Origin of the sequence: Actinomadura madurae, from assembly GCF_900115095.1 — a bacterium.
Taxonomy (GTDB): Bacteria; Actinomycetota; Actinomycetes; order Streptosporangiales; family Streptosporangiaceae; genus Spirillospora; species Spirillospora madurae.
The window spans coordinates 585952-605551 of sequence record NZ_FOVH01000004.1 but is presented as its reverse complement, the minus strand read 5'-3'; the positions used below and the strand labels follow the sequence as shown (position 1 = coordinate 605551).

Here is a 19600-nt window from a genome sequence, read left to right as displayed (position 1 = left end):
CCGACCGGAAGCCGGTGGGTCAGTCCGCGGGGGCGGAGGAGCGGCGGAGCCAGCCGACCACGCCGGCCGCCACCGCCAGGACCAGCGCGATCAGGCCGATCCACAGCCAGCCCGACGAGCCGCCCGAATCCTCCGAGGACGCGGCCTTCGTCGTGGACGGGGCCGGCGCGGCGGGCTGCGCGCCGCCCGACGACCCCCGCACGGTGAACGTGTAGGAGCCGCTCACCGGGTGGCCGTCCGCCGACACGACCCGCCAGCCCACCGTGTACTCGCCGTTGGGCAGCGCTCCGGTGACCGCCTGCGTGACCTTGTTGTCGACCGCGCGGGGCGGCCCCGCCTGGTACTGCCGCTCCGCGGCGTCCGTCAGCACGACGCGCGGCAGCCGGATCGGATCGGAGTAGGTGAGGACGATCTCGGACGGCGCCGCGACCGTCGCGTCCTTCGCCGGGCTGGCGCCGGTGAGCGCGGCGTGCGCCGAGGCGGGGGGCGCGGTCAGCGCGAGCACCGTCCCGACGGCCGCGGCGCCCGCGGCGACCCGGAGCGCTGCCCGCGTCATGCCCGGCTCCGCGCCCTGGTCACGCCGTACGCGCCGACGCCGATGCCGATCACGCCCACCGCGATGCCGGCGCCGCCGAGCAGCCGCGCCGTCCCGTCATCGGCGGACGCCGCGGACTCGCTCGCCGAGACGGGCTTCACCTGGGCGCTCAGGCCGGTTCCGGTCGTGCTGCCCTCGGGGAGCAGCTTCAGCACCGGCGAGGGGTGCTCCGGCTCCGCCGCGCCCTCGGCCGGGGGCTCCTCCCACTTGACGACCTCGCCGCCCGAGTAGGTCTGGTCGGCCTTGAAGACGAGCTGGTCGGTGTCGGTGGGCAGCGGGCCGAGCGAGACGTCGAACTCCTGGAACTGCCCCGGCTCGATCTCGCCCCCCGACCAGGTGATCTCGGTGATCGCCTCGGTCAGCTCGCCGCCGTGCGACTGGATCGGCTTCGCGAGCTTGGACTTCTTCGTCTTCACCGTCCAGCCGGGGGTCGGGCGGACCGACACCGACGCCAGCGGATGGTCGGCCGGCAGGTGCACCACGAGCTTGGTCGTGGACGCGTCGTCGCGCTCGTTCGGCACGCGGAACGAGACCTTGGCGTACGAGCCCTGCTCGGCCGCCTTCGGGTTGACGGTGACGTGCGCGGACGCGGCCGTGGCGAGCCCGATCACGGCCATGGAGGCGAGCGACGCGACGGCGCCGGCGCGCCGGGCGCCTGGAAGGAAACGCATGGAGGAACTCCGTTCGAGTCGTACGGGAAAGGCCGAACGCGCCGGAAACGGCGTCCGGTGACGTACTGCGCTCGGGCTCAGAGGTGAGCGAGCGCCCTCGAACGCGGCGGGGGACCCCGCCGGACCACCTGGTGCCGCAGGGCCCGCCCGGTGGAGGTGACGCCGGCCGGCGCGGGCGTCGCCCGGCGGGGACGCGCCGGCGGCTCGGCCGGCTCGACGGCGAGGAGGGCCAGGAACAGCCTGATCGGACGGTTCGCCAGCGCGGCGACCTGCCGCGCCAGCGCCCACGCGGCCCGCTCGCCGCGGCGCAGCCACCAGGCCGCGACCAGCGCGGCCACGCAGTGCGCGAGCGTCATCGCGAGGCCGTTCTCCGCGCCGCCCCGGGTGGCTCCGTCCGCCATCGCGGCGTGCGTCTCCGGCGTGTGATGGCCCATCGGGCCGGACGCGGCGGCGAAGAGCGTGTGCAGCGCGAACTGCCCGCCGAGCAGCCCGCCGAAGATCGTCGCCAGCGAGCGCTCGTGGCCCGCCAGCACCGCCGTCACGCCGAGCACCGCCGCGAACCCCGCCATCGCCGACCAGACCGGGACCGGCGCCCCGCTCGCCAGGACGTGCCCGAGGGTCGCCAGCGTGACGCACACGGTGGCGAACACCACCGCGCGCGCGGTCCTGAACAGCGGCTGCGAGGCGGGCGGGGACATGGCGCCACCCATCGTCCCACCCTGCGCGGCGGTCGCGCAGCCGACCCCGTGAATCCGCGACACACCCAACATCTTGGGGTTGTGCAAAGATCGTCGACTACATGTAGGGTTCAATCCCGTGCTGGTACGCCCCCGCCGCTCGCGCGGCGGGGGCGTCGCAAGAGGGAACCCGGTGTGAGTCCGGGACTGCCCCGCAGCGGTGAGCGGGAACGACCGCCGTCATCACGCACTGGGCCGCACGGCCTGGGAAGCGACGGCCAGTAGGACGCCTTTCGAGGCGGCGCCCGCGAGTCCGAAGACCTGCCCGCACGACCGCTTCGGGGGTCCGGGGTCGACCCCCGGATCACCACGTCCAGGCCTCGCGGGTGGGCCGGGGACGGAGCGCGGCATGCCGCCGCGTCCCGTTCGCATGCCTCCGCGAGGCGGCTTGCGAGGGGAGATGCACGTGACACAGGCTCTGGCCGCGCCGCCTTCGGCGCGGATCGTCGCCGAGGTCGAGGCGGCCTGCGACGGGGTGCCCGGCGTGGACGCCGGGCGGCTGCCGGCCGCCGCCCGGGCCGGGGACAACGGCGACGCGGGCGCGCTGCGGGACCTGGCGATCGGCGAGGCCGCCGCCCTGGTGCCCGCCGAACCCGGATACTCCAGGGTCGCCGCCCGGCTCCTCGGCGGCCGGATCCGGGACGAGGCCGCGTCCGCGGGCGTCCGGACGTTCGCCGAGTCGGTCGCCGCCGCGCACCGGGAGGGCCTCCTGGCGGAGGCTCCGGCCGCGTTCGTCGCCGCCCACGCGTCCGACCTCGACGCCCTGGTCGACGAGTCCGCCGATGACCGGTTCGAGTACTTCGGGCTCCGGACGCTCTACGACCGGTATCTGCTGCGGCATCCGCGGTCGCGGCTCGTGCTGGAGCGCCCGCAGCACTTCTTCCTGCGGGTCGCCTGCGGCCTGTCCGAGAGCGTCGAGGAGGTCGCGGAGCTGTACGGGCTGCTCAGCACGCTGTCGTACCTGCCCAGCTCGCCGACGCTGTTCAACTCCGCGGCCCGCCGCCCGCAGCTGTCGTCCTGCTTCCTGCTCGACTCGCCGCGCGACGAGCTGGATTCGATCTACGAGCGGTACGGGCAGATCGCGCGGCTCAGCAAGTACGCGGGCGGCATCGGCGTCTCGTGGACGAAGGTGCGGTCGCGCGGCTCTCTGATCCGCGGGACGAACGGGTACGCCAACGGGATCGTCCCGTGGCTGCGCACGCTCGACGCGTCCGTCGCCGCCGTCAACCAGGGCGGCCGCCGCAAGGGCGCGGCCTGCGTCTACCTGGAGCCGTGGCACGCCGACGTCGAGGAGTTCCTGGAGCTGCGCGACAACACGGGCGAGGACGCGCGCCGCACCCACAACCTGAACCTGGCCAACTGGATCCCGGACGAGTTCATGCGCCGCGTCGAGGCCGACGCGACGTGGTCGCTGTTCGACCCGAAGGAGGTCCCCGAGCTGGCCGACCTCTGGGGCGATGCGTTCGACGAGGCGTACCGGGCGGCGGAGAAGGAGGGGCGGTTCGTCCGGCAGATCCCGGCCCGCAAGCTGTACGGCCGGATGATGCGGACGCTCGCCGAGACGGGCAACGGATGGATGACGTTCAAGGACGCCGCCAACCGCGCCTGCAACCAGACCGCCGAGCCCGGCCAGACCGTCCACCTGTCCAACCTGTGCACGGAGATCCTGGAGGTGACCGCGGACGGGGAGGCGGCCGTCTGCAACCTCGGCTCGGTGAACCTGGCCGCGCACGTGGACGCGTCCGGGATCGACTGGGAGCGGCTCCGCTCGACCGTGCGCACCGCCGTCCGGTTCCTGGACCGCACCATCGACAGGGGCTTCTACCCCACGCCGGAGGCGGAGAAGGCCAACCGCAAGTGGCGGCCGGTCGGCCTCGGCGTGATGGGCCTGGCGGACGTGTTCTTCACGCTCCGCCTGCCGTTCGACTCGGCCGAGGCGCGCGAGCTGTCCACGCGGATCGCGGAGGAGATCGCGCTGGCCGCCTACCACGCGTCCGCCGACCTCGCCGCCCTGCACGGACCGCTGCCCGCCTACGGCATGACGCGGACGGCCCGCGGCCAGTTGCACCCGGACCATTTCCCGGACGCGGCACCGTCCCGTCCGGACGCCTGGGAGGCGCTCCGCGCGCGCGTCGCCGACGTGGGGCTCCGCAACTCGCTGCTGATCGCGATCGCCCCGACGGCCACGATCGCGTCCATCGCGGGCTGCTACGAGTGCATCGAGCCGCAGGTGTCCAACCTGTTCAAGCGCGAGACCCTCTCCGGCGAGTTCCTGCAGATCAACCGCTACCTGGTGGACGACCTGAAGTCGCTCGGGCTGTGGACGCCCGCCGTACGGGAGGCGATCAAGAAGGCGAACGGCTCCGTCCAGGGCCTGCTCGACCTGCCGGACGAGATGCGCGCCCTCTACCGGACGGCCTGGGAGCTGCCGCAGAAGGCCCTGATCGACATGGCCGCCGGCCGCACCCCCTACATCGACCAGGCGCACTCGCTGAACCTGTTCATGGAGACGCCGACGATCGGCAAGCTCTCCTCGATGTACGCGTACGCGTGGCGCAGCGGGCTCAAGACCACCTACTACCTGCGGTCCCGTCCGGCGACGCGGATCGCGCAGACGACGGTCGCCGCGGCCGTCTGCTCCCTGGAGAACCCGGAGACGTGCGAGGCGTGCCAGTGAACGAGCGAGCGATGCTGCTGGACCCGGGCATGGACCTGACCCTGCGTCCCATGCGCTACCCCGACTTCTACGAGCGGTACCGGGCCGCGATCCGCAACACGTGGACGGTCGAGGAGGTCGACCTCGCGACCGACCTCGCCGACCTGGCGCGCCTGACGCCCGCCGAGCTGCACCTGGTCAACCGGCTGGTCGCGTTCTTCGCCACCGGCGACTCGATCGTGGCGAACAACCTCGTGCTCAACCTCTACAAGCACGTCAACGCGCCCGAGGCCCGGCTCTACCTGTCGCGGCAGCTCTTCGAGGAGGCCGTCCACGTCCAGTTCTACCTGACCCTGCTGGACACCTATCTGCCCGACCAGGACGAACGGGCCAAGGCGTTCGCGGCCATCGAGCACATCCCGTCCATCCGGTCCAAGGCGCGGTTCTGCTTCCGCTGGATCGACTCGCTCGGCGCCCTGGACGAACTCCGCACCGCCGACGACCGCCGGGCGTTCCTGCTGAACCTCATCTGCTTCGCGGCCTGCATCGAGGGGCTGTTCTTCTACGGCGCCTTCGCCTACGTGTACTGGCTGCGGTCGCGGGGCCTGCTGAACGGCCTCGCGTCGGGGACGAACTGGGTCTTCCGCGACGAGTCCATGCACATGGAGTTCGCGTTCTCCGTGGTCGACACCGTCCGGGCCGAGGAACCCGAGCTCTTCGACGCGGACCTCACGGCCCAGGTCACCACGATGCTGGAGGAGGCCGTCCAGGCGGAGTTCGACTTCGCCCGCGACCTCTGCGGCGACGGCCTGCCCGGGATGAGCGCCGGCGACATGCGCGCCTACCTCGAATACGTCGCCGACCAGCGCCTCGTCCGCCTCGGGCTCCCGCCCCGCTACGGCACCGCGAACCCGTTCGCCTTCATGGAGTTGCAGGACGTCCAGGAGCTGTCCAACTTCTTCGAGCGCCGGGTCTCGGCCTACCAGATCGGGGTGGAGGGCAGTGTGACCCTCGACGAGGCGTTCTGACGAACTTCCCTGCCGGGACGCGCGTTGAACTGGGAGACGCTAGGCGGAGGAGAGAGAACGTGGCTTCAGTCATAGACCGGATCATGAAGTTCGTCCGGGGCCCGCAGGGGCAGAAGGCCCGCGCGAAGGCGGAGCAGGTCGCGCACAGCCCGCAGGCACAGAAGGCGCGGGCCAAGGCGGAGCAGTTCGCCCACGGCCCGCAGGGCCAGAAGGCGCGGGCGAAGGCGGAGCAGCTGGCCCGAAGTCCGCAGGCACAGAAGGCTCGGGCGCGGGCGGAGCGGTTCATCAACGACCCCCGCAACCAGGAGAAGGCCCGCAGCCTCCTCTCGCGTCTCCGCGGAAGCCCCCGCCGTTGACCGTTCGGAAACGTCTCCTCGCGGCACGTTCCGAACTTTCCGAAGTGGGCACGCGTTGAACTGTCAAGGCTAGGCCGAGGAGGAAGAACATGGCTTCTCTCATCGACCGGATCAAGCGGTTCATGCGGAGCCCGCAAGGGCAGAAGGCGCGGGCGAGGGCGGAGCGGCTCGCCCGGGACCCGCGTACCCAGGCCAAGGCGCGCGGGCTGCTGGCCCGCGTACGCGGCGGCCGCCGGCACTGACGCGCACGACGGCCCGCCCCACACCGGGACGGGCCGTCCAGCGCGCGCTTGTTGCTTGCTGGACGTAACTGCAACTTATTTGCAATAGTGGCGGCATGGCTGAGTACACGCTGCCCGACCTGCCGTACGACTACGCCGCCCTGGAGCCGGCGATCACCGGTGAGATTCTGGAGCTGCACCACTCCAAGCACCATGCCGCCTACGTGAAGGGCGCCAACGACACGCTGGAGAGGCTCGCCGAGGCGCGCGACAAGGAGCGGTTCGGCGGGCTGGTCGGCCTGGAGAAGACGTTCGCGTTCAACCTGTCCGGGCACGTCCTGCACTCGATCTTCTGGGACAACCTGTCGCCGGACGGCGGCGACCGTCCCGGCGGGGAGCTCGCGGCGGCCATCAACGAGCACTTCGGGACGTTCGAGGCGTTCCAGCGGCAGCTCACGGCGGCGACGTCCACGGTGCAGGGGTCCGGGTGGGGCGTCCTCGCGTGGGAGCCCCTGGGCAGGCGGCTGATCGTCGAGCAGGTCTACGACCACCACGGCAACGTCGGCATGAACACGGCACCGCTGCTGGTCTTCGACGCCTGGGAGCACGCCTATTACCTGCAGTACCGCAACGTGCGTCCCGACTACGTCGAGAAGCTCTGGTCCCTTGTGAACTGGACGGACGTGACCGCGCGATTCGACGCGGCCCGCGCGTCCTGAGAACGGCGGCGTCCTCGCGGGCGCCGCTCGGGGGCGGCGTTCACCTGGCCGGGATCGTGCTCAGAACCTTTCCTCGCGGCCTGGTGAACGCCGCTTCTCCGGACGCCCCTAGTCTGCTGCCCATGACCGGCGAGTACCTGCACTGGGAGACCGTCCCGACGCGGTGGAAGGACAACGACGTCTACGGGCACGTCAACAACGTCGTCCACTACTCGCTGATGGACACCGTCATCAACGCGTGGATGATCCGGACCGCCGGCTTCGACCCGGCGACCTCCGGGGCCATCGGGCTCTGCGTCGAGTCGCACTGCGAGTACAAGGCCGAGGTCTCGTTCCCGGACGCGATCCGGGTCGGGCTCCGCGTCGGGAGGCTCGGCCGCTCCAGCGTGCGCTGGGAGGTCGGCATGTTCCGCGACTCGGACGGCGCGCCCGTCGCCGAGGGGCACTTCGTGCACGTCTTCGTCGACCGGCACACCCGCCGCCCGGCCGAGATCACCGGAAACCTCCGCGCCGAGATGGAGAAGATCCTGGCGCCGGGCGCCTGACCGGTCATCGGAAGCCGTACGAGCCCACCTCGTCCAGCATGGTCAGCTCCGGCGGGTCCTCGCAGAACTCGTCCAGGGCCGCGCGGTAGCGCTGGAAGGCCTCCAGCGGGCGCAGTACCTCGGGCCCGTCCATCTCCGCGAACGCCACGAACGTGACCTTGTCGTCGAGCTGGTAGGACGCGTACCGCAGCCTCTCCGGCCGCACCCGGTCCAGCTCCGCGTAGACCTCGCGCAGCAGTTCCAGGCTGCGCTCCACATGCTCGGCCCCGACCTTGCTCCGGATCATCACGTGCATCACGGCCTCCTTTCATGCAACAGCCTGTATTTCGAAAGACGAACTGTCAACTCAATTAGGTATCCTGGCGGCATGGTGCGCAAGTACGAGCAGCGCCTCCGCGCGGAGGCCGCCCAGGAGACCCGCCGGCGCATCCTGGACGCCGTCTACGCGCGCCTGCGCGAGGCCCCGTCGGAGCCCGTCAGCATCGACCGGATCGCACGCCTCGCCCGCGTGGCGCGGCCGACCGTCTACCAGGTCTTCGGCTCGCGCGCCGGTCTCTTCGAGGAGGTCGGCGCCGACCTCCTCGACCGCGGCGGCTTCCAGGACATGCTCCGCGCGTCCGCGCATCCCGACGCCCGCGAAGCCCTCCGTGGCGGCATCCGCGGCGTCGTCGCCATGTACGCGACCCACCGCGACGTTCTGCGCGCCCTGCACTCGATGGCGATGCTGGACGCCGCGGCGGTCGGCGGCGCCGTCCAGCGCTTGGAGGCCCGCCGCGCCCGGGGCATGGCCCAGACGGCCGAGCGCCTGTCCGCCGCGAACGCCCTGCGCCCCGACGTCACCCCCGCCGAAGCCACCGACGTCCTCTGCCTCCTGACGAGCTTCGACGGCTTCGACCACCTCCACACCGCCCGCTCCCGGCCCCCCGAAGACGTCGCCCGGCTCCTCATCGAGACCGCCGAACGCACTCTCCTCTCCTGACAGGTCGAGCGCTATGTGAGGACGTGGGTGGTGAGGAGCTGCTCGAAGTCCGTTTCGAACGCCTCGTACTGCGCGCGGAGTTCGGGGCCGGGCCAGCCCGCCGGCAGGAGGGCCGGCGGGAGCAGCGGGTCGTTCAGGAGGTGGCGCAGGACGGCGGCGGCGTGGGTGAAGCGCGCGGCGATCGTGGTCGCGCCGGCGAGGGCCGTGCGGAGGGCGCCGGCCTTGGCCGTCCAGGCGTCCAGGTCCCAGAGGGCGGCGGCCAGGGTCGCCGGGTCCTCTTCGGGACGGCCCACCAGGAAGGTGCACTGGCGGACGACCGGGCCGGGCCGCGGCCGGGTCAGGTTGGCCGGGCGCAGCCAGGTGCCCTCGCGGAGCTCGGCGAGCCGCAGCGTCGACATGGCCTGGCGGAGCGCGGCGCGGTCGGCGGCGGGACGGCGCTCGGCGGTGATGACGGCGATCTCCCAGGTGCCGTCCCAGGGCCGGGTCGGGGGGAGGCGGGCCTCGTCCTGGCGGGCCTGGCGTTCGAGGAGCCGCTCGGTGAGGGCGTAGGTGCCGCCGGACTGGACGAGGTCGCCCGCGGTGACCATCCGGGAGAGCGCGACCCGGATCGTCCCCTCCGCGATGCCGAACAGCTCGCCGACGCGGACGAGGTACCGGGCGGGGAGCCGGGGCGGGTGGACGCCGAGCAGCGTGCTCAGGACGACGGACCGGGCGGTGAGCGGGCGAATCTCCAGGCTGTCCATGTCTGGTGCCGAGCCTATCGGCCCGCCCGCCCGGCTGCGGGATTACGATCTTCCTTCGGGTGACAGAGAAGTGTAATGTCGAGGGCATGACCTCCTACCTGACCGAGTCGTTCGACAGGCTGCCGTTCGGGAGCGCCGAGAAGGCGCGCCGGTACGCGACGGAGCGGTACCAGGGCGCCGCGGGCCTCAACTGGTACGACTGCGACCCCACGCTGCGGTTCCTCATGCGGCGCCATCTGGGGGACGGCTTCGGCTGGGCGGAGCCGCGGCTCAGGGAGATGGGCGCGCTGATGGGCGGGCCGGTCGCCGCGTGGGCCGAGGAGACCGACCGGAACCCGCCGCGCCTGGAGAAGTACGACCGGTGGGGACGGGACGTCAGCGAGGTCGTCATGCCGCCGTCGTTCGAGGCGGCGCGGCGGGAGATCGTGGCGACGTCGTTCACCCGGCCCGGCTTCGTCGCGGAGGCCAGGCGCGAGGGGGTCGATCCCGCGCCGATGGGCGTGGCCTGGAGCTACCTGCTGGACCAGGCCGACATCGGCATGGCGTGCGCGCTCGGCACGGGCGGCGACATGGTCGTCGGGCTGGCGGAGCTGTTCGCGCCCGAGGACGTCAAGGCGCGGGTGCGGGAGCTGTTCGCGGCCGGGGAGATGTCGGGAGAGGCCGCCCAGATGCTCACCGAGCGCTCTGGAGGCTCGGACCTGGGCGCCCTTGAGTCGACGGCCTCCCGGGAGGGGGACGCCTGGCGCCTCAACGGGTTCAAGTGGTTCGCGTCCAACGCCAACGGCTCGGCGTTCGTGGTGCTGGCCAAGCCGGAAGGGGCCGTGGACGGGGTGCGGGGAATCGCGCCCTTCCTCGTGCTCAGGGAACGGCGGGACGGGGCGCGCAACGGCGTCCGGATCCGGCGGCTCAAGGACAAGCTGGGCACGCGGTCGGTCGCGTCGGCGGAGATCGAGTTCACGGACGCGGAGGCGTTCCTGCTGGCCCCGGCGTCGAGCGCCGGCGAGGGCGGGGACGGCAAGGGCCTCGCCCGCATGATGGAGCTGACGAACGGCGCCCGGCTCGGCATCTCGATGATGGGGCTCGGCTGCGCGCGGAGGGCCCTCGTCGAGTCGCTCTGCTACACGCGGGCCAGGGAGGCGTTCGGCGCCTCCCTCATCGAGCAGCCGCTCATGCGGAGGAAGCTCGCCGAGCTGATCGTGGAGACGGAGGCCGTCCAGGCCCTCGTCTTCGACGGATACCTGGGACGGCCGCGGCTCAGGATGGGGGCGGCGCTCATCAAGCTGAGGGCCGCCAGGCTGGGGGTGACGGCCGCCGGCGACGCCATCGAGATCCACGGCGGGAACGGCTACATCGAGCAGTGGCCGGTCGCGCGAATCCTCAGAGACGCGCAGGTCAACCCGATCTGGGAGGGCGGCGACAACATCCTGTGCCTGGACGTCCGCCGCGCCATCGAACGGCAGGACGCGCACGAGCCGTTCCTCGAAAGGCTCACGAGCGCCGTCCAGCAGGCACCGGCCGGTGACGACGCCACGGCCGGACTGGTGAGCGAGCGCATCGGGCATCTCAGGGAGGCCATAGAAAGGTGGCGCGGGCTCGACAGGACCGTCGCCGAGGCACGCCTCTACCCCCTCGCTCAGTACATGGCGGACGTGTACGCGGCGGCGCTGCTGCTTGAGCAGGCGGGCTGGGAACGCGCCGATTCGGGGGAAGACCGCAAGGCGCTGGTCGCACGCCTCTACGCTCGGACCCATCTCGCCGACGCCGGCCCGCTGCGCGCGATCGACGCTCCCGCGGAGGACCTCGACCGCTTCAAGGACCTGGCGGACGGCGCGTTCATCGGCGTCTAGGAGGTCCTGTTGGCGGCACGGATCGAGCGGGTGCGGATCGAGCGGGACGGCCCGGTCACGACGGTCGTGATGTCCCGTCCCGAGACCCGGAACGCCGTGGACGGGCCGGCGGCGCGCGAGCTCGCCGCCGCCTTCCGCGCGTTCGACGCCGACGAGGGCGCGAGCGTCGCCGTCCTGTGGGGCGAGGGCGGGACGTTCTGCTCCGGCGCCGACCTGACGTCCATCGGCACCGAGCGCAGCCCGCGCGTCGACCCGCCCCCGGCGGACGGCCCGCTCGGCTGCACCCGGATGCGCCTGTCGAAACCGGTCATCGCGGCGGTCGCCGGCCACGCGGTCGCGGGCGGGCTGGAGCTGGCGCTCTGGTGCGATCTGCGCGTCGTGGAGGAGACGGCCACCTTCGGGGTGTACTGCCGCCGCTGGGGCGTCCCGCTCGTCGACGGCGGCACGTTCCGGCTTCCCCGCCTCATCGGCACGAGCCGCGCGATGGACCTGATCCTCACGGGACGCCCGGTGCCCGCGCGGGAGGCGTTCGAGATCGGCCTGGCGAACCGGCTCGTCCCGCCGGGGGAGGCGCGGGAGGCGGCCGAGGCCCTCGCGGCCGAGCTGGCGCGGTTCCCGCAGGCGTGCCTGCGCAACGACCGCGCCTCGGTCCTGGAGGCCGAGGGCCTCCCGGAGGACGAGGCGATCGCCGTCGAGCACCGGCACGGGACCGGGTCGCTGGAGGACGCCCTGCGCGGCGCCGCCCGGTTCGCGGGCGGTCACGGGCGGCACGGCGACTTCGCCGACATCTGATCGGCGTCGGTCATTGACCGTACAACTATCGGGACCGTAGCTTTCCCATGGGCGGGCCGCCCGAGACCGAGGGAGCGAGAAATGACGCTGACGGTGGACGAGGCGGGCCGGGCGCTCGCCGATCCGAAGGCCCACGCCGACGACCGGCGGTTCCATGACGCGCTGGCGCTGCTCCGCCGCGAGTCCCCCGTGCACTGGGTCGACGCCACGCCCGACTACAACCCCTTCTGGGCGATCACCCGGCACGAGGACGTCCTGGAGATCGAGCGCAACCACCAGGTCTTCCTCAACGAGCCCCGCCCGATCCTCGGCACCGCCGAGTTCGACGCGATGAACCGGGAACGGGTCGAGCAGGGCATCGCGCTGCGCACGCTCATCCACATGGACGACCCCGACCACCGGGTCATCCGGGCGATCGGCGCGGACTGGTTCCGGCCGCGCGCGATGCGGGCCCTGGAGCCGCGCGTCCGCGAGCTGGCGAAACGGTACGTCGACCGGATGGTCGACCTCGGCGGCGAGTGCGACTTCGCGCGGGAGATCGCCGTCCACTTCCCGCTGTACGTGATCCTGTCGCTGCTCGGCCTGCCCGAGAGCGACTTCGACCGCATGCTGAAGCTGACCCAGGAGCTCTTCGGCGGCGATGACGACGAGTTGCAGCGCGGGACGACCAACGAGGAGAAACTGCAGGTCCTGCTCGACTTCTTCGCCTACTTCCAGGGGCTGACCGAGGCGCGCCGCAAGAACCCGACCGACGACCTCGCCTCCGCCATCGCCAACGCGCGCGTCGACGGCGAGCCGCTGAACGACTTCGACACCGCGTCCTACTACGTCATCATCGCGACGGCCGGGCACGACACGACCAGCGCGACGATCGCCGGCGGCCTGCACGCCCTGATCGAGCACCCCGACCAGCTCGACCAGCTCCGCGAGAAGCCCGAGCTGCTGCCGCTGGCCGTGGACGAGATGATCCGCTGGGTCACGCCGGTCAAGGAGTTCATGCGCACCGCGGGCGAGGACTACGAGCTGCGCGGCACCACGATCCGGAAAGGCGACGCGGTGCTGCTCTCCTACCCGTCCGCGAACAGGGACGAGGACGTCTTCGACGACCCGTTCCGCTTCGACGTCGGGCGCGACCCGAACAAGCACCTGGCGTTCGGGTTCGGCGTCCACTACTGCCTGGGCGCCGCGCTGGCCCGGATCGAGGTCCGCGCCTTCTTCGAGGAGCTGCTGCCCCGGCTGAACTCGATCGAGCCGGCCGGGACGCCGGAGAGCATCGCCACCACGTTCGTCGGCGGCCTCAAGCGCCTTCCCGTCCGCTACTCCATCGCCTGAAGGAGCCCCGGTGCAGATCGACGCGGCGGTGCTCCGCGCCGCGGACGCCCCTTACACGATCGAGCCGCTCGACCTGGCGGCCCCGGGTCCCGGCGAGATCCTCGTGAAGATCGCGGGGGCCGGGATGTGCCACACCGACATGCTGGGCCGCGTCCCGGGGGACCTGGTCGCCAAGCCGGTCGTCCTCGGCCACGAGGGCTCCGGCACGGTCGAGGCGGTCGGGCCGGGCGTCACCGGCGTCGCCGAGGGCGACCACGTGGTCATGTCGTTCGACTCGTGCGGGACGTGCGACACCTGCCGCGCCGCGCTTCCCGGCGCCTGCCCGCAGATGACCGCGCTCAACATGCTCGCGATGCCGCTGGACGGGACGCCCCGCGCCACCGGGCCGGACGGCGAGCTGGGCGCCACCCACGTCCTCAACGGGCGGACGACGACATCGCCGGGCAGATCCGGGCGATCTCCGGCGGCGAGGGCGTGCGGTACTCCTTCGACACCACCGCCGTGCCCGAGGTCGTCTCGGCGGCGGTCGCGTCGCTGCGCACCTCCGGCGTCTGCGGCCTCGTCGGCGTCGGCGCCACCGAGTACCGGCTGGACGCGAACCTCCTGCTCATGGGCCGGACGGTGAAGGGCATCATCGAGGGCGACGCCGTCCCGCACACCTTCATCCCGAAGATGATCGAGCTGTGGCGGCAGGACCGGTTCCCGTTCGACCGGCTCGTCACGTCCTGCCCGCTCGACCAGATCAACCGGGCGGAGGCGGACGCGACGTCCGGCAAGGTCGTCAAGCCCGTCCTGATCCCCTAGACCACGCGGTGGAGGATGTCGTCGCCTCGCGCGAGGCGGCGGCAGTTCTCCGCGGCGACCGTGAAGTACCGGTCCCACGTCTCGCCGGTCAGCCACGCCACGTGCGGCATGACGACGACGTTGTCGAGGGCGAGCAGCGGGTTCCCGGCGTCGACCGGCTCCTTCTCGAAGACGTCCAGCCCGGCACCGCCGAGACGCCCCGACTCCAGCGCCGCCACCAGCGCCGGCTCGTCGATCACCGCGCCCCGCGCCGTGTTCACCACGATCGCGCCCTCCGGCAGCAGCGCGAGCCGTTCGGCGTCCAGGAGATGGTGGGTCTCGTCCGTGAGCGGGATGTGCACGGACACGACGTCGCTCGCGCGCAGCAGCCCGTCCAGCTCGCGCCAGGCAGGGTCGTCGGGACGCGGCGTCCTCGACGTGTAGACGACCTCCGCCCCGACGGTCTCCAGCATGCCGCGCAGCAGCGTCGCGATCTCGCCGCCGCCGAGGAGGCCGACCGTCCGCCCGGCCAGCTCGCCGCCCACCAGGGACCGGTCGGCGGGCCAGCCCTCGCCGCGCCGCGTCCGCGCGTCGAACGCGACGACCCGCCGCAGCGCCGCCAGCATCAGCAGCAGCGACGTCTCCGCCACGGCCTGCGCGTTCCGGCCGGGCATGTTCGCGACCGCGATCCCGCGCTCCCGCGCGGCGTCGAGGTCGATCGTGTTGACGCCGGTGCCGAGCTTCTGGATCAGCTTCAGCTTCGGCGCCCGGTCCATGTCGGCGGCCGTGAGCGGGCGCAGCACATGCCAGATGACCTCGGTGTCCGGCAGCAGCTCCGCGAAGCGCGCCTCGTCCTGCTCCGAACAGGACACGATGTCGAGGCCGGGCTCCTCGTGATCCATGTCGTAGTGCAGCAGCCCCCGCATCCTGATGACCCCTTTCGTCCGTCCATGGAACCCTGGCACGCGAGCCCGGTGTTCCCGGAGACTATGGTGCCGATCATGTGGACGGACGTGCCGATCGTGCAGGCGCCGATGGCGGGCGGGCCGTCGACGCCGGAACTCGCCGCCGCCGTGTCGGATGCGGGCGGCCTCGGCTTCCTCGCCGCCGGCTACAAGACGCCCGAGGCCATGCGCGCCGACATCGCCGCGACGCGGAGGCTGACCTCCCGCCCGTTCGGGATGAACCTCTTCATGCCGTCCTTGGACGAGGCCGACCCGGCCGCGGTCGCCGCCTACCGCGAGCGCCTCGCGCCCGAGGCCGCCCGCCTCGGCGTGTCACCGGGCGGCCCGTCCGCCCGCGACGACGCCTACGACGCCAAGGTCGCCGACCTGCTGTCCGATCCGCCCGCCTTCGTCAGCTTCACGTTCGGCTGCCCGTCGCCGGACGTCGTCCGCGCGTTCCAGGACCGCGGCACGGTCGTCATCGTCACCGTGACCTCGGCGGACGAGGCCCGCCGGGCGTCCGCCGCCGACGCGCTCTGCCTCCAGGGCTCCGAGGCAGGGGGACACAGGGGCTCGTTCACCAACACCCTCGACGACCCGCTGCCGCTGCGCGCGCTGCTGGCGTCGGTCCGCGAGGTCACCGCGCAGCCCCTCATCGCCGCCGGCGGCCTCGTCACGGCCGCGGACGTCGCCGGGGTCCTCGCGTCGGGCGCCGCCGCCGCCCAGCTCGGGACGGCCTTCGTCCGCTGCCCGGAGAGCGGGGCGAGCGCCGTCCACAAGGCCGCCCTGGCCGACCCCCGCTTCACGGCGACCGTGATGACCAGGGCTTTCAGTGGACGGCCCGCCCGCGGCCTCGTCAACCGCTTCCTCCGCGAGCACTCCCCATACGCCCCCGCCGTGTACCCGGACGTCCACTACCTGACCTCTTCCTTGCGCAAGGCGTCCGCCGCCAAGGGCGACCCCGACGGCGTCAACCTCTGGGCAGGCGAGTCGTTCCGCGGAACAACCGAAGCCCCGGCCGCCGAGATCGTCGCCGCCCTCGCACCGCGATGACCCGCACCCCCGAAAACCGCGTGCCGGACGCCGGCTTCTGTGCCACGCTCAAGCGCCTCCGCCGCCATGACCGAGGAGACTCCCGATGAACGAGCTTGAAGAACGGATGCGCGCCCGGGAGTACTTCCACTCGCTGACGTTGCTCCCCGGCTCCTGGGCCATCGTTCGCGTGGACGGCCGCTCCTTCTCGCGCTTCACCGAGGCCCGCTTCGAAAAGCCCTTCGACCCGCGCTTCTCCGCGCTGATGGAGGAGACCGCGACGGCTCTCCTCACCGAGCTGGGCGGGCGCTACGCCTACACCGAGAGCGACGAGATCTCCGTCGTCCTCGACCCGGCCTTCGACCTGTTCGGCCGCGAGGTGGAGAAGCTCGTCTCGCTGTCGGCGGGCATCGCGACGGCCGCCTTCACCCATGCCGCCGGCGAGCCGGCCGTCTTCGACGGACGCATCTGGATGGGCACCGGCCTCGACGACGTCGTCGACTACCTCACCTGGCGCCAGGACGACGCGGCCCGCTGCGCCCTCAACGGCTGGTGCTACTGGACCCTGCGCCACGAGGGCCTCTCCCCGCGGCAGGCGACCCGGGAGCTGGACCGCACGTCGGTCTCCGCCAAGAACGAGCTGCTGTTCGCGCGCGGCATCAACTTCAACGAGGTCCCCGCCTGGCAGCGGCGCGGCGTCGGGCTGTGGTGGGAGACGTACGAGAAGCAGGGCCACGACCCGATCCGCAACGTGGACGTGACCGCCACCCGCCGCCGCGTCCATGTCGAGCGCGACCTTCCCATGAAGGACGCCTACCGGGACCTCGCCCGCACCATCCTGGAATGACCGCCCTACCCGGCCTGCGCTTCGGCGCCCCAGTCCCAGAGGGCCTGGAGCACCGGGCCCAGACGCCGGCCCCGCGGAGTCAGCGTGTATCGGGTCCGGGGCGGCCAGCCCGGCTGCCTGCGCCGTTCGAGCACGCCCGCCTGGAGAAGATGGGCCAGGCGGTCGGCCAGCACCTTGTCCGAAAGAGCCGGCAGCGCCTGCCGCAGGTCGCTGAACGAGCGGTCCGCGCGCAGCAGCTCGCGGACGACCAGCGTCGTCCAGCGCCCGCGTAGCGCGTCGAGCGTGATCTCCACCGGGCAGGACGGCACCGGTTCGGCGGCGTCCGCCCGCGGATCGTCCGGCAGTCCCGGTAGGCCAACCGTTTGGTGAGTCACGAGGGCGCCTCCTAACGTCCCGGTCATGTCTACCGGAAGGAAGGCGATGCGCTCACTGGCCGACCGCCCCGAGGACCTCCCCTTCGTGTTCGCCGAACGCTTCAACAGCGGCGATCCGGAGGCGGTCGCGGAGGTGTACGAGGAAGGGGCCGTGTTCGTCCCGGAACCGGGTACCGCGCTGACGGGCACGAACGCCCACGCCGCCAACGCGCGGTTCATGGCCCTCGGACTGCCGATCGAGGTCCGCCCGCGGCACGTGTACGCCGTGGACGACCTGGCCCTGCTGATCGTCGACTGGGTGATCGAAGGGACGGCGGACGGGCGTCCCGTCCGTATCGAGGGCACCGCCGCCGACGTCGCCCGGCGGGGACCGGACGGCCGCTGGCGCTACGTCGTCGACGACCCTTTCGGGACGGCCGCGGCCTAGTCGGCGGGGGTGCGACGCGGCCGTCCGGAAATTTCCTGGAAAAAGTTGGGCGGTCGTGTTGATCCGCGGCGCCTCCCGTTCGACCCAGGGGTGAGAGGGTCCGGAAGATGGCCCGACGATCAAGGGAGACGGAACCGTGAAGTACATGCTGATCATGCGCGCCACCGACGAGGCCTTCGCCGGGATGGGCGAGATCGACTTCAACGAGATGATCGCGACGGTCGGGAGGTACAACCAGGAGCTGATCCAGGCCGGCGTGCTGCTCGCCGCCGAGGGCCTCGACGACGCCGAGGAGGGCGTGGTCGTCGACTACTCCGCCGAGCCGCCCGTGGTCACCGACGGCCCGTACGGCGAGACCAAGGAGCTGTTCGGCGGGTTCTACATCCTCGACGTGGCCTCGAAGGAGGAGGCGGTCGAGTGGGCGAAGCGCCAACCGCTCACCGGGCCGGGCTTCAAGACCGAGATCCGCCGGGTCACCACGATCGACGAGCTCCCGCAGGACAACGAGTGGATCAAGAAGGAGCGGGCGTGGCGCGAGGCGACCGGCCAGCTCTGATGGGCGACCCCACCGGACGCGAGGCCGTCGCCGCCGTCTGGCGGATCGAGTCGGCGCGGATCGTCGGCGCGCTCGCGCGCTACACCGGCGACTTCGCGCTGGCCGAGGACCTCGCCCAGGAGGCGCTGGCCGAGGCGCTGGTGACCTGGCCGCGCGACGGCGTCCCCCGCAACCCGGCCGGCTGGCTGCTCACCGTCGGCCGGCGGCGCGCGATCGACGCCTTCCGCCGCCGCGCGGCCCGCGACGAGCGGTACGCCGCCCTCGCCCACGAGCTGGGCGAGGGCGGGACCGCCGCGGGCCCCGCGCCCGCCGACCCCTCCCGGGAGAGCGACGTGCTGTGGGACCCCGACCGGATCGACGACGACGTGCTCGCGCTGATGTTCGTCTCCTGCCACCCCGTCCTGTCGCGGGAGGCGCGGGTGGCGCTCACGCTGCGGGTCGTCGGCGGCCTCACCAGCGACGAGATCGCCAAGGCGTTCCTCGTCCCGACCGCCACCGTGCAGGCCCGCATCACCCGGGCGAAGAAGACCCTCGGCGCGGCCCGGGTGCCGTTCGAGGTGCCGCCGCCCGAGGACCGGGCCGGCCGCCTCGGCTCGGTCCTCAACGTGATCTACGTGATCTTCACGGAGGGCTCGTCGGCGAGCTCCGGCGGCGACCTGATCCGCTTCGGCCTCGCCGGCGAGGCGCAGCGGCTCGCCCGGGTGCTGAGCCGGCTCATGCCGGACGTGCCCGAGGCGCACGGCCTGCTGGCGCTGCTCGAACTCACCGCGGCGCGCTTCCCCGCCCGCACCGGCCCGGACGGCGAGCCGGTCCTGCTGGAGCACCAGGACCGGAGCCGCTGGGACCGGTCCGCGATCCGCCGCGGGCGGGCCGCCCTCGCCCGCGCGGAGAAGGCCGGCCGCGGCCTCGGCGCCTACGGCCTCCAGGCGGCGATCGCCGAATGCCACGCCGTCGCCGCGTCCGTCGACGCGACGGACTGGGAGCGGATCGTCCTCATCTACGAGGCGCTCGGCCGCCTGGCGCCCTCGCCCGTGGTCGACCTGAACCGGGCGGTCGCGGTCTCGATGGCCCACGGACCGGCCGCGGCCCTCCCCATCGTGGACGCCCTGGTCACCGCCGAGGCGCTGCCGAACTCGCACCTGCTGCCCGGCGTCCGCGGCGAACTCCTCACCCGCCTCGGCCGCACGGACGAGGCGCGCACCGAACTGCGGCGCGCCATCGACCTGTGCGCCAACGACCGCGAGCGCACGGTCCTGCGCCGCAAGCTCGCCGCCCTCGGCTGAACGGCGAACGCCAGGGGTCCTTGAACCAAAAACAATCTTGTGACCAGCGGGAACAGGCGATGGTGGCGATGAGTTCTGGTCGTTCGTGGAGTCCGTCCCCCGACACCATCTCGATGTCGGACCGGCGAGGGAG

The 19600-nt window shown here is 72.5% G+C and carries 23 protein-coding genes, 1 pseudogene and 1 riboswitch; of the genes and pseudogenes, 17 read left to right on the top strand and 7 right to left on the bottom strand.

The annotated features are described in order from the left end of the window. Positions 1-19: 19 nt before the first annotated feature. The 3 genes from BM339_RS15580 to BM339_RS15570 all read right to left on the bottom strand — a co-directional run bounded on the left by BM339_RS15580 (position 20) and on the right by BM339_RS15570 (position 1976). Entirely contained in the window at positions 20-556 is a 537-nt protein-coding gene (locus BM339_RS15580) for a copper resistance CopC family protein (protein ID WP_021595283.1), read from the bottom strand. Then, positions 553-1266, bottom strand: a complete 714-nt coding sequence (locus BM339_RS15575) for a YcnI family copper-binding membrane protein (protein WP_075021262.1) — start codon at positions 1264-1266, stop codon at positions 553-555. The genes BM339_RS15580 and BM339_RS15575 overlap by 4 nt, the downstream gene beginning before the upstream one ends. A 77-nt stretch (positions 1267-1343) precedes the next feature. After that, a complete protein-coding gene (locus BM339_RS15570) occupies positions 1344-1976 on the bottom strand; it encodes a hypothetical protein (RefSeq protein ID WP_143118431.1) in 633 nt (210 codons plus the stop codon). A gap of 97 nt (positions 1977-2073) precedes the next feature. Then, positions 2074-2282: riboswitch (cobalamin riboswitch) on the top strand. A gap of 127 nt (positions 2283-2409) precedes the next feature. Between BM339_RS15570 and BM339_RS15565 the strand changes: the two genes are divergently transcribed. The 6 genes from BM339_RS15565 (at position 2410) to BM339_RS15545 (ending at position 7528) form a co-directional block, all read left to right on the top strand. Next, complete coding sequence (locus BM339_RS15565; protein WP_256255357.1) at positions 2410-4680, top strand: ribonucleoside-diphosphate reductase subunit alpha; 2271 nt, start codon at positions 2410-2412, stop codon at positions 4678-4680. Then, a complete protein-coding gene (locus tag BM339_RS15560; protein WP_235206476.1) occupies positions 4677-5687 on the top strand; it encodes a ribonucleotide-diphosphate reductase subunit beta in 1011 nt (336 codons plus the stop codon). Before BM339_RS15565 ends, BM339_RS15560 begins: the two co-directional genes overlap by 4 nt. 59 nt (positions 5688-5746) lie before the next feature. Further along, positions 5747-6043, top strand: a complete 297-nt coding sequence (locus BM339_RS15555; protein WP_143118430.1) for a hypothetical protein — start codon at positions 5747-5749, stop codon at positions 6041-6043. Between the two features lie 89 nt (positions 6044-6132). Beyond that, a complete protein-coding gene (locus BM339_RS49845) occupies positions 6133-6285 on the top strand; it encodes a hypothetical protein (protein WP_021595277.1) in 153 nt (50 codons plus the stop codon). Positions 6286-6380: 95 nt separating this feature from the next. After that, a complete protein-coding gene (locus BM339_RS15550; protein ID WP_021595276.1) occupies positions 6381-6983 on the top strand; it encodes a superoxide dismutase in 603 nt (200 codons plus the stop codon). Between the two features lie 122 nt (positions 6984-7105). Then, positions 7106-7528 (top strand): acyl-CoA thioesterase, encoded by a 423-nt coding sequence (locus tag BM339_RS15545; protein ID WP_075021259.1) that lies wholly within the window; start codon positions 7106-7108, stop codon positions 7526-7528. Between the two features lie 4 nt (positions 7529-7532). On the opposite strand, the gene BM339_RS15540 is transcribed toward BM339_RS15545, so the two are convergent. Beyond that, the gene (locus tag BM339_RS15540; RefSeq protein WP_075021258.1) at positions 7533-7823 is read right to left on the bottom strand and encodes a hypothetical protein; all 291 of its coding nucleotides are present in this window, start codon (positions 7821-7823) and stop codon (positions 7533-7535) included. 72 nt (positions 7824-7895) lie between these two features. On the opposite strand from BM339_RS15540, the gene BM339_RS15535 reads away from it, so the two are divergent. Then, on the top strand, positions 7896-8507 hold the full coding sequence (locus BM339_RS15535) for a TetR/AcrR family transcriptional regulator (protein WP_075021257.1): 612 nt from the start codon (positions 7896-7898) through the stop codon (positions 8505-8507). A gap of 11 nt (positions 8508-8518) precedes the next feature. Here BM339_RS15535 and BM339_RS15530 read toward each other — a convergent pair whose 3' ends face one another. Next, a complete protein-coding gene (locus BM339_RS15530) occupies positions 8519-9250 on the bottom strand; it encodes a hypothetical protein (RefSeq protein WP_021595272.1) in 732 nt (243 codons plus the stop codon). A gap of 86 nt (positions 9251-9336) precedes the next feature. Here BM339_RS15530 and BM339_RS15525 point away from each other — a divergent pair, with 86 nt between their 5' ends. From BM339_RS15525 to BM339_RS52455, 5 genes and pseudogenes are all read left to right on the top strand, one after another. Further along, positions 9337-11097, top strand: a complete 1761-nt coding sequence (locus BM339_RS15525) for an acyl-CoA dehydrogenase family protein (protein ID WP_075021256.1) — start codon at positions 9337-9339, stop codon at positions 11095-11097. A gap of 9 nt (positions 11098-11106) precedes the next feature. Then, positions 11107-11889: a crotonase/enoyl-CoA hydratase family protein gene (locus BM339_RS15520; protein ID WP_256255356.1), complete on the top strand. Its 783-nt coding sequence runs from the start codon at positions 11107-11109 to the stop codon at positions 11887-11889. Positions 11890-11970: 81 nt separating this feature from the next. Then, positions 11971-13221, top strand: a complete 1251-nt coding sequence (locus BM339_RS15515) for a cytochrome P450 (protein WP_075021254.1) — start codon at positions 11971-11973, stop codon at positions 13219-13221. Positions 13222-13345: 124 nt separating this feature from the next. Further along, positions 13346-13504 (top strand): annotated as a pseudogene (locus BM339_RS52460) (alcohol dehydrogenase catalytic domain-containing protein); the annotation flags it as partial. Next, positions 13498-14025 (top strand): zinc-binding dehydrogenase, encoded by a 528-nt coding sequence (locus BM339_RS52455; protein WP_075021253.1) that lies wholly within the window; start codon positions 13498-13500, stop codon positions 14023-14025. The pseudogene BM339_RS52460 and the gene BM339_RS52455, both read left to right, overlap by 7 nt. Here the strand turns inward: BM339_RS52455 and BM339_RS15500 are convergent. Further along, the gene (locus BM339_RS15500) at positions 14022-14930 is read right to left on the bottom strand and encodes a 2-hydroxyacid dehydrogenase (RefSeq protein WP_075021252.1); all 909 of its coding nucleotides are present in this window, start codon (positions 14928-14930) and stop codon (positions 14022-14024) included. The genes BM339_RS52455 and BM339_RS15500 overlap by 4 nt on opposite strands. Positions 14931-14993: 63 nt before the next feature. On the opposite strand from BM339_RS15500, the gene BM339_RS15495 reads away from it, so the two are divergent. Next, a complete protein-coding gene (locus tag BM339_RS15495) occupies positions 14994-16001 on the top strand; it encodes a nitronate monooxygenase (protein ID WP_075021251.1) in 1008 nt (335 codons plus the stop codon). 85 nt (positions 16002-16086) lie between these two features. Beyond that, the gene (locus BM339_RS15490; RefSeq protein WP_075021250.1) at positions 16087-16827 is read left to right on the top strand and encodes a tRNA(His) guanylyltransferase Thg1 family protein; all 741 of its coding nucleotides are present in this window, start codon (positions 16087-16089) and stop codon (positions 16825-16827) included. A 5-nt stretch (positions 16828-16832) separates the two neighbouring features. On the opposite strand, the gene BM339_RS15485 is transcribed toward BM339_RS15490, so the two are convergent. Then, entirely contained in the window at positions 16833-17201 is a 369-nt protein-coding gene (locus BM339_RS15485) for a winged helix-turn-helix transcriptional regulator (protein WP_024935838.1), read from the bottom strand. A gap of 25 nt (positions 17202-17226) precedes the next feature. Here BM339_RS15485 and BM339_RS15480 point away from each other — a divergent pair, with 25 nt between their 5' ends. The 3 genes from BM339_RS15480 (at position 17227) to BM339_RS15470 (ending at position 19467) form a co-directional block, all read left to right on the top strand. Then, positions 17227-17628 (top strand): YybH family protein, encoded by a 402-nt coding sequence (locus tag BM339_RS15480; protein ID WP_235206477.1) that lies wholly within the window; start codon positions 17227-17229, stop codon positions 17626-17628. Between the two features lie 136 nt (positions 17629-17764). Next, entirely contained in the window at positions 17765-18184 is a 420-nt protein-coding gene (locus tag BM339_RS15475; protein WP_021595261.1) for a YciI family protein, read from the top strand. Next, positions 18184-19467 (top strand): RNA polymerase sigma factor, encoded by a 1284-nt coding sequence (locus tag BM339_RS15470; RefSeq protein ID WP_024935839.1) that lies wholly within the window; start codon positions 18184-18186, stop codon positions 19465-19467. Before BM339_RS15475 ends, BM339_RS15470 begins: the two co-directional genes overlap by 1 nt. Positions 19468-19600 lie beyond the last annotated feature (133 nt).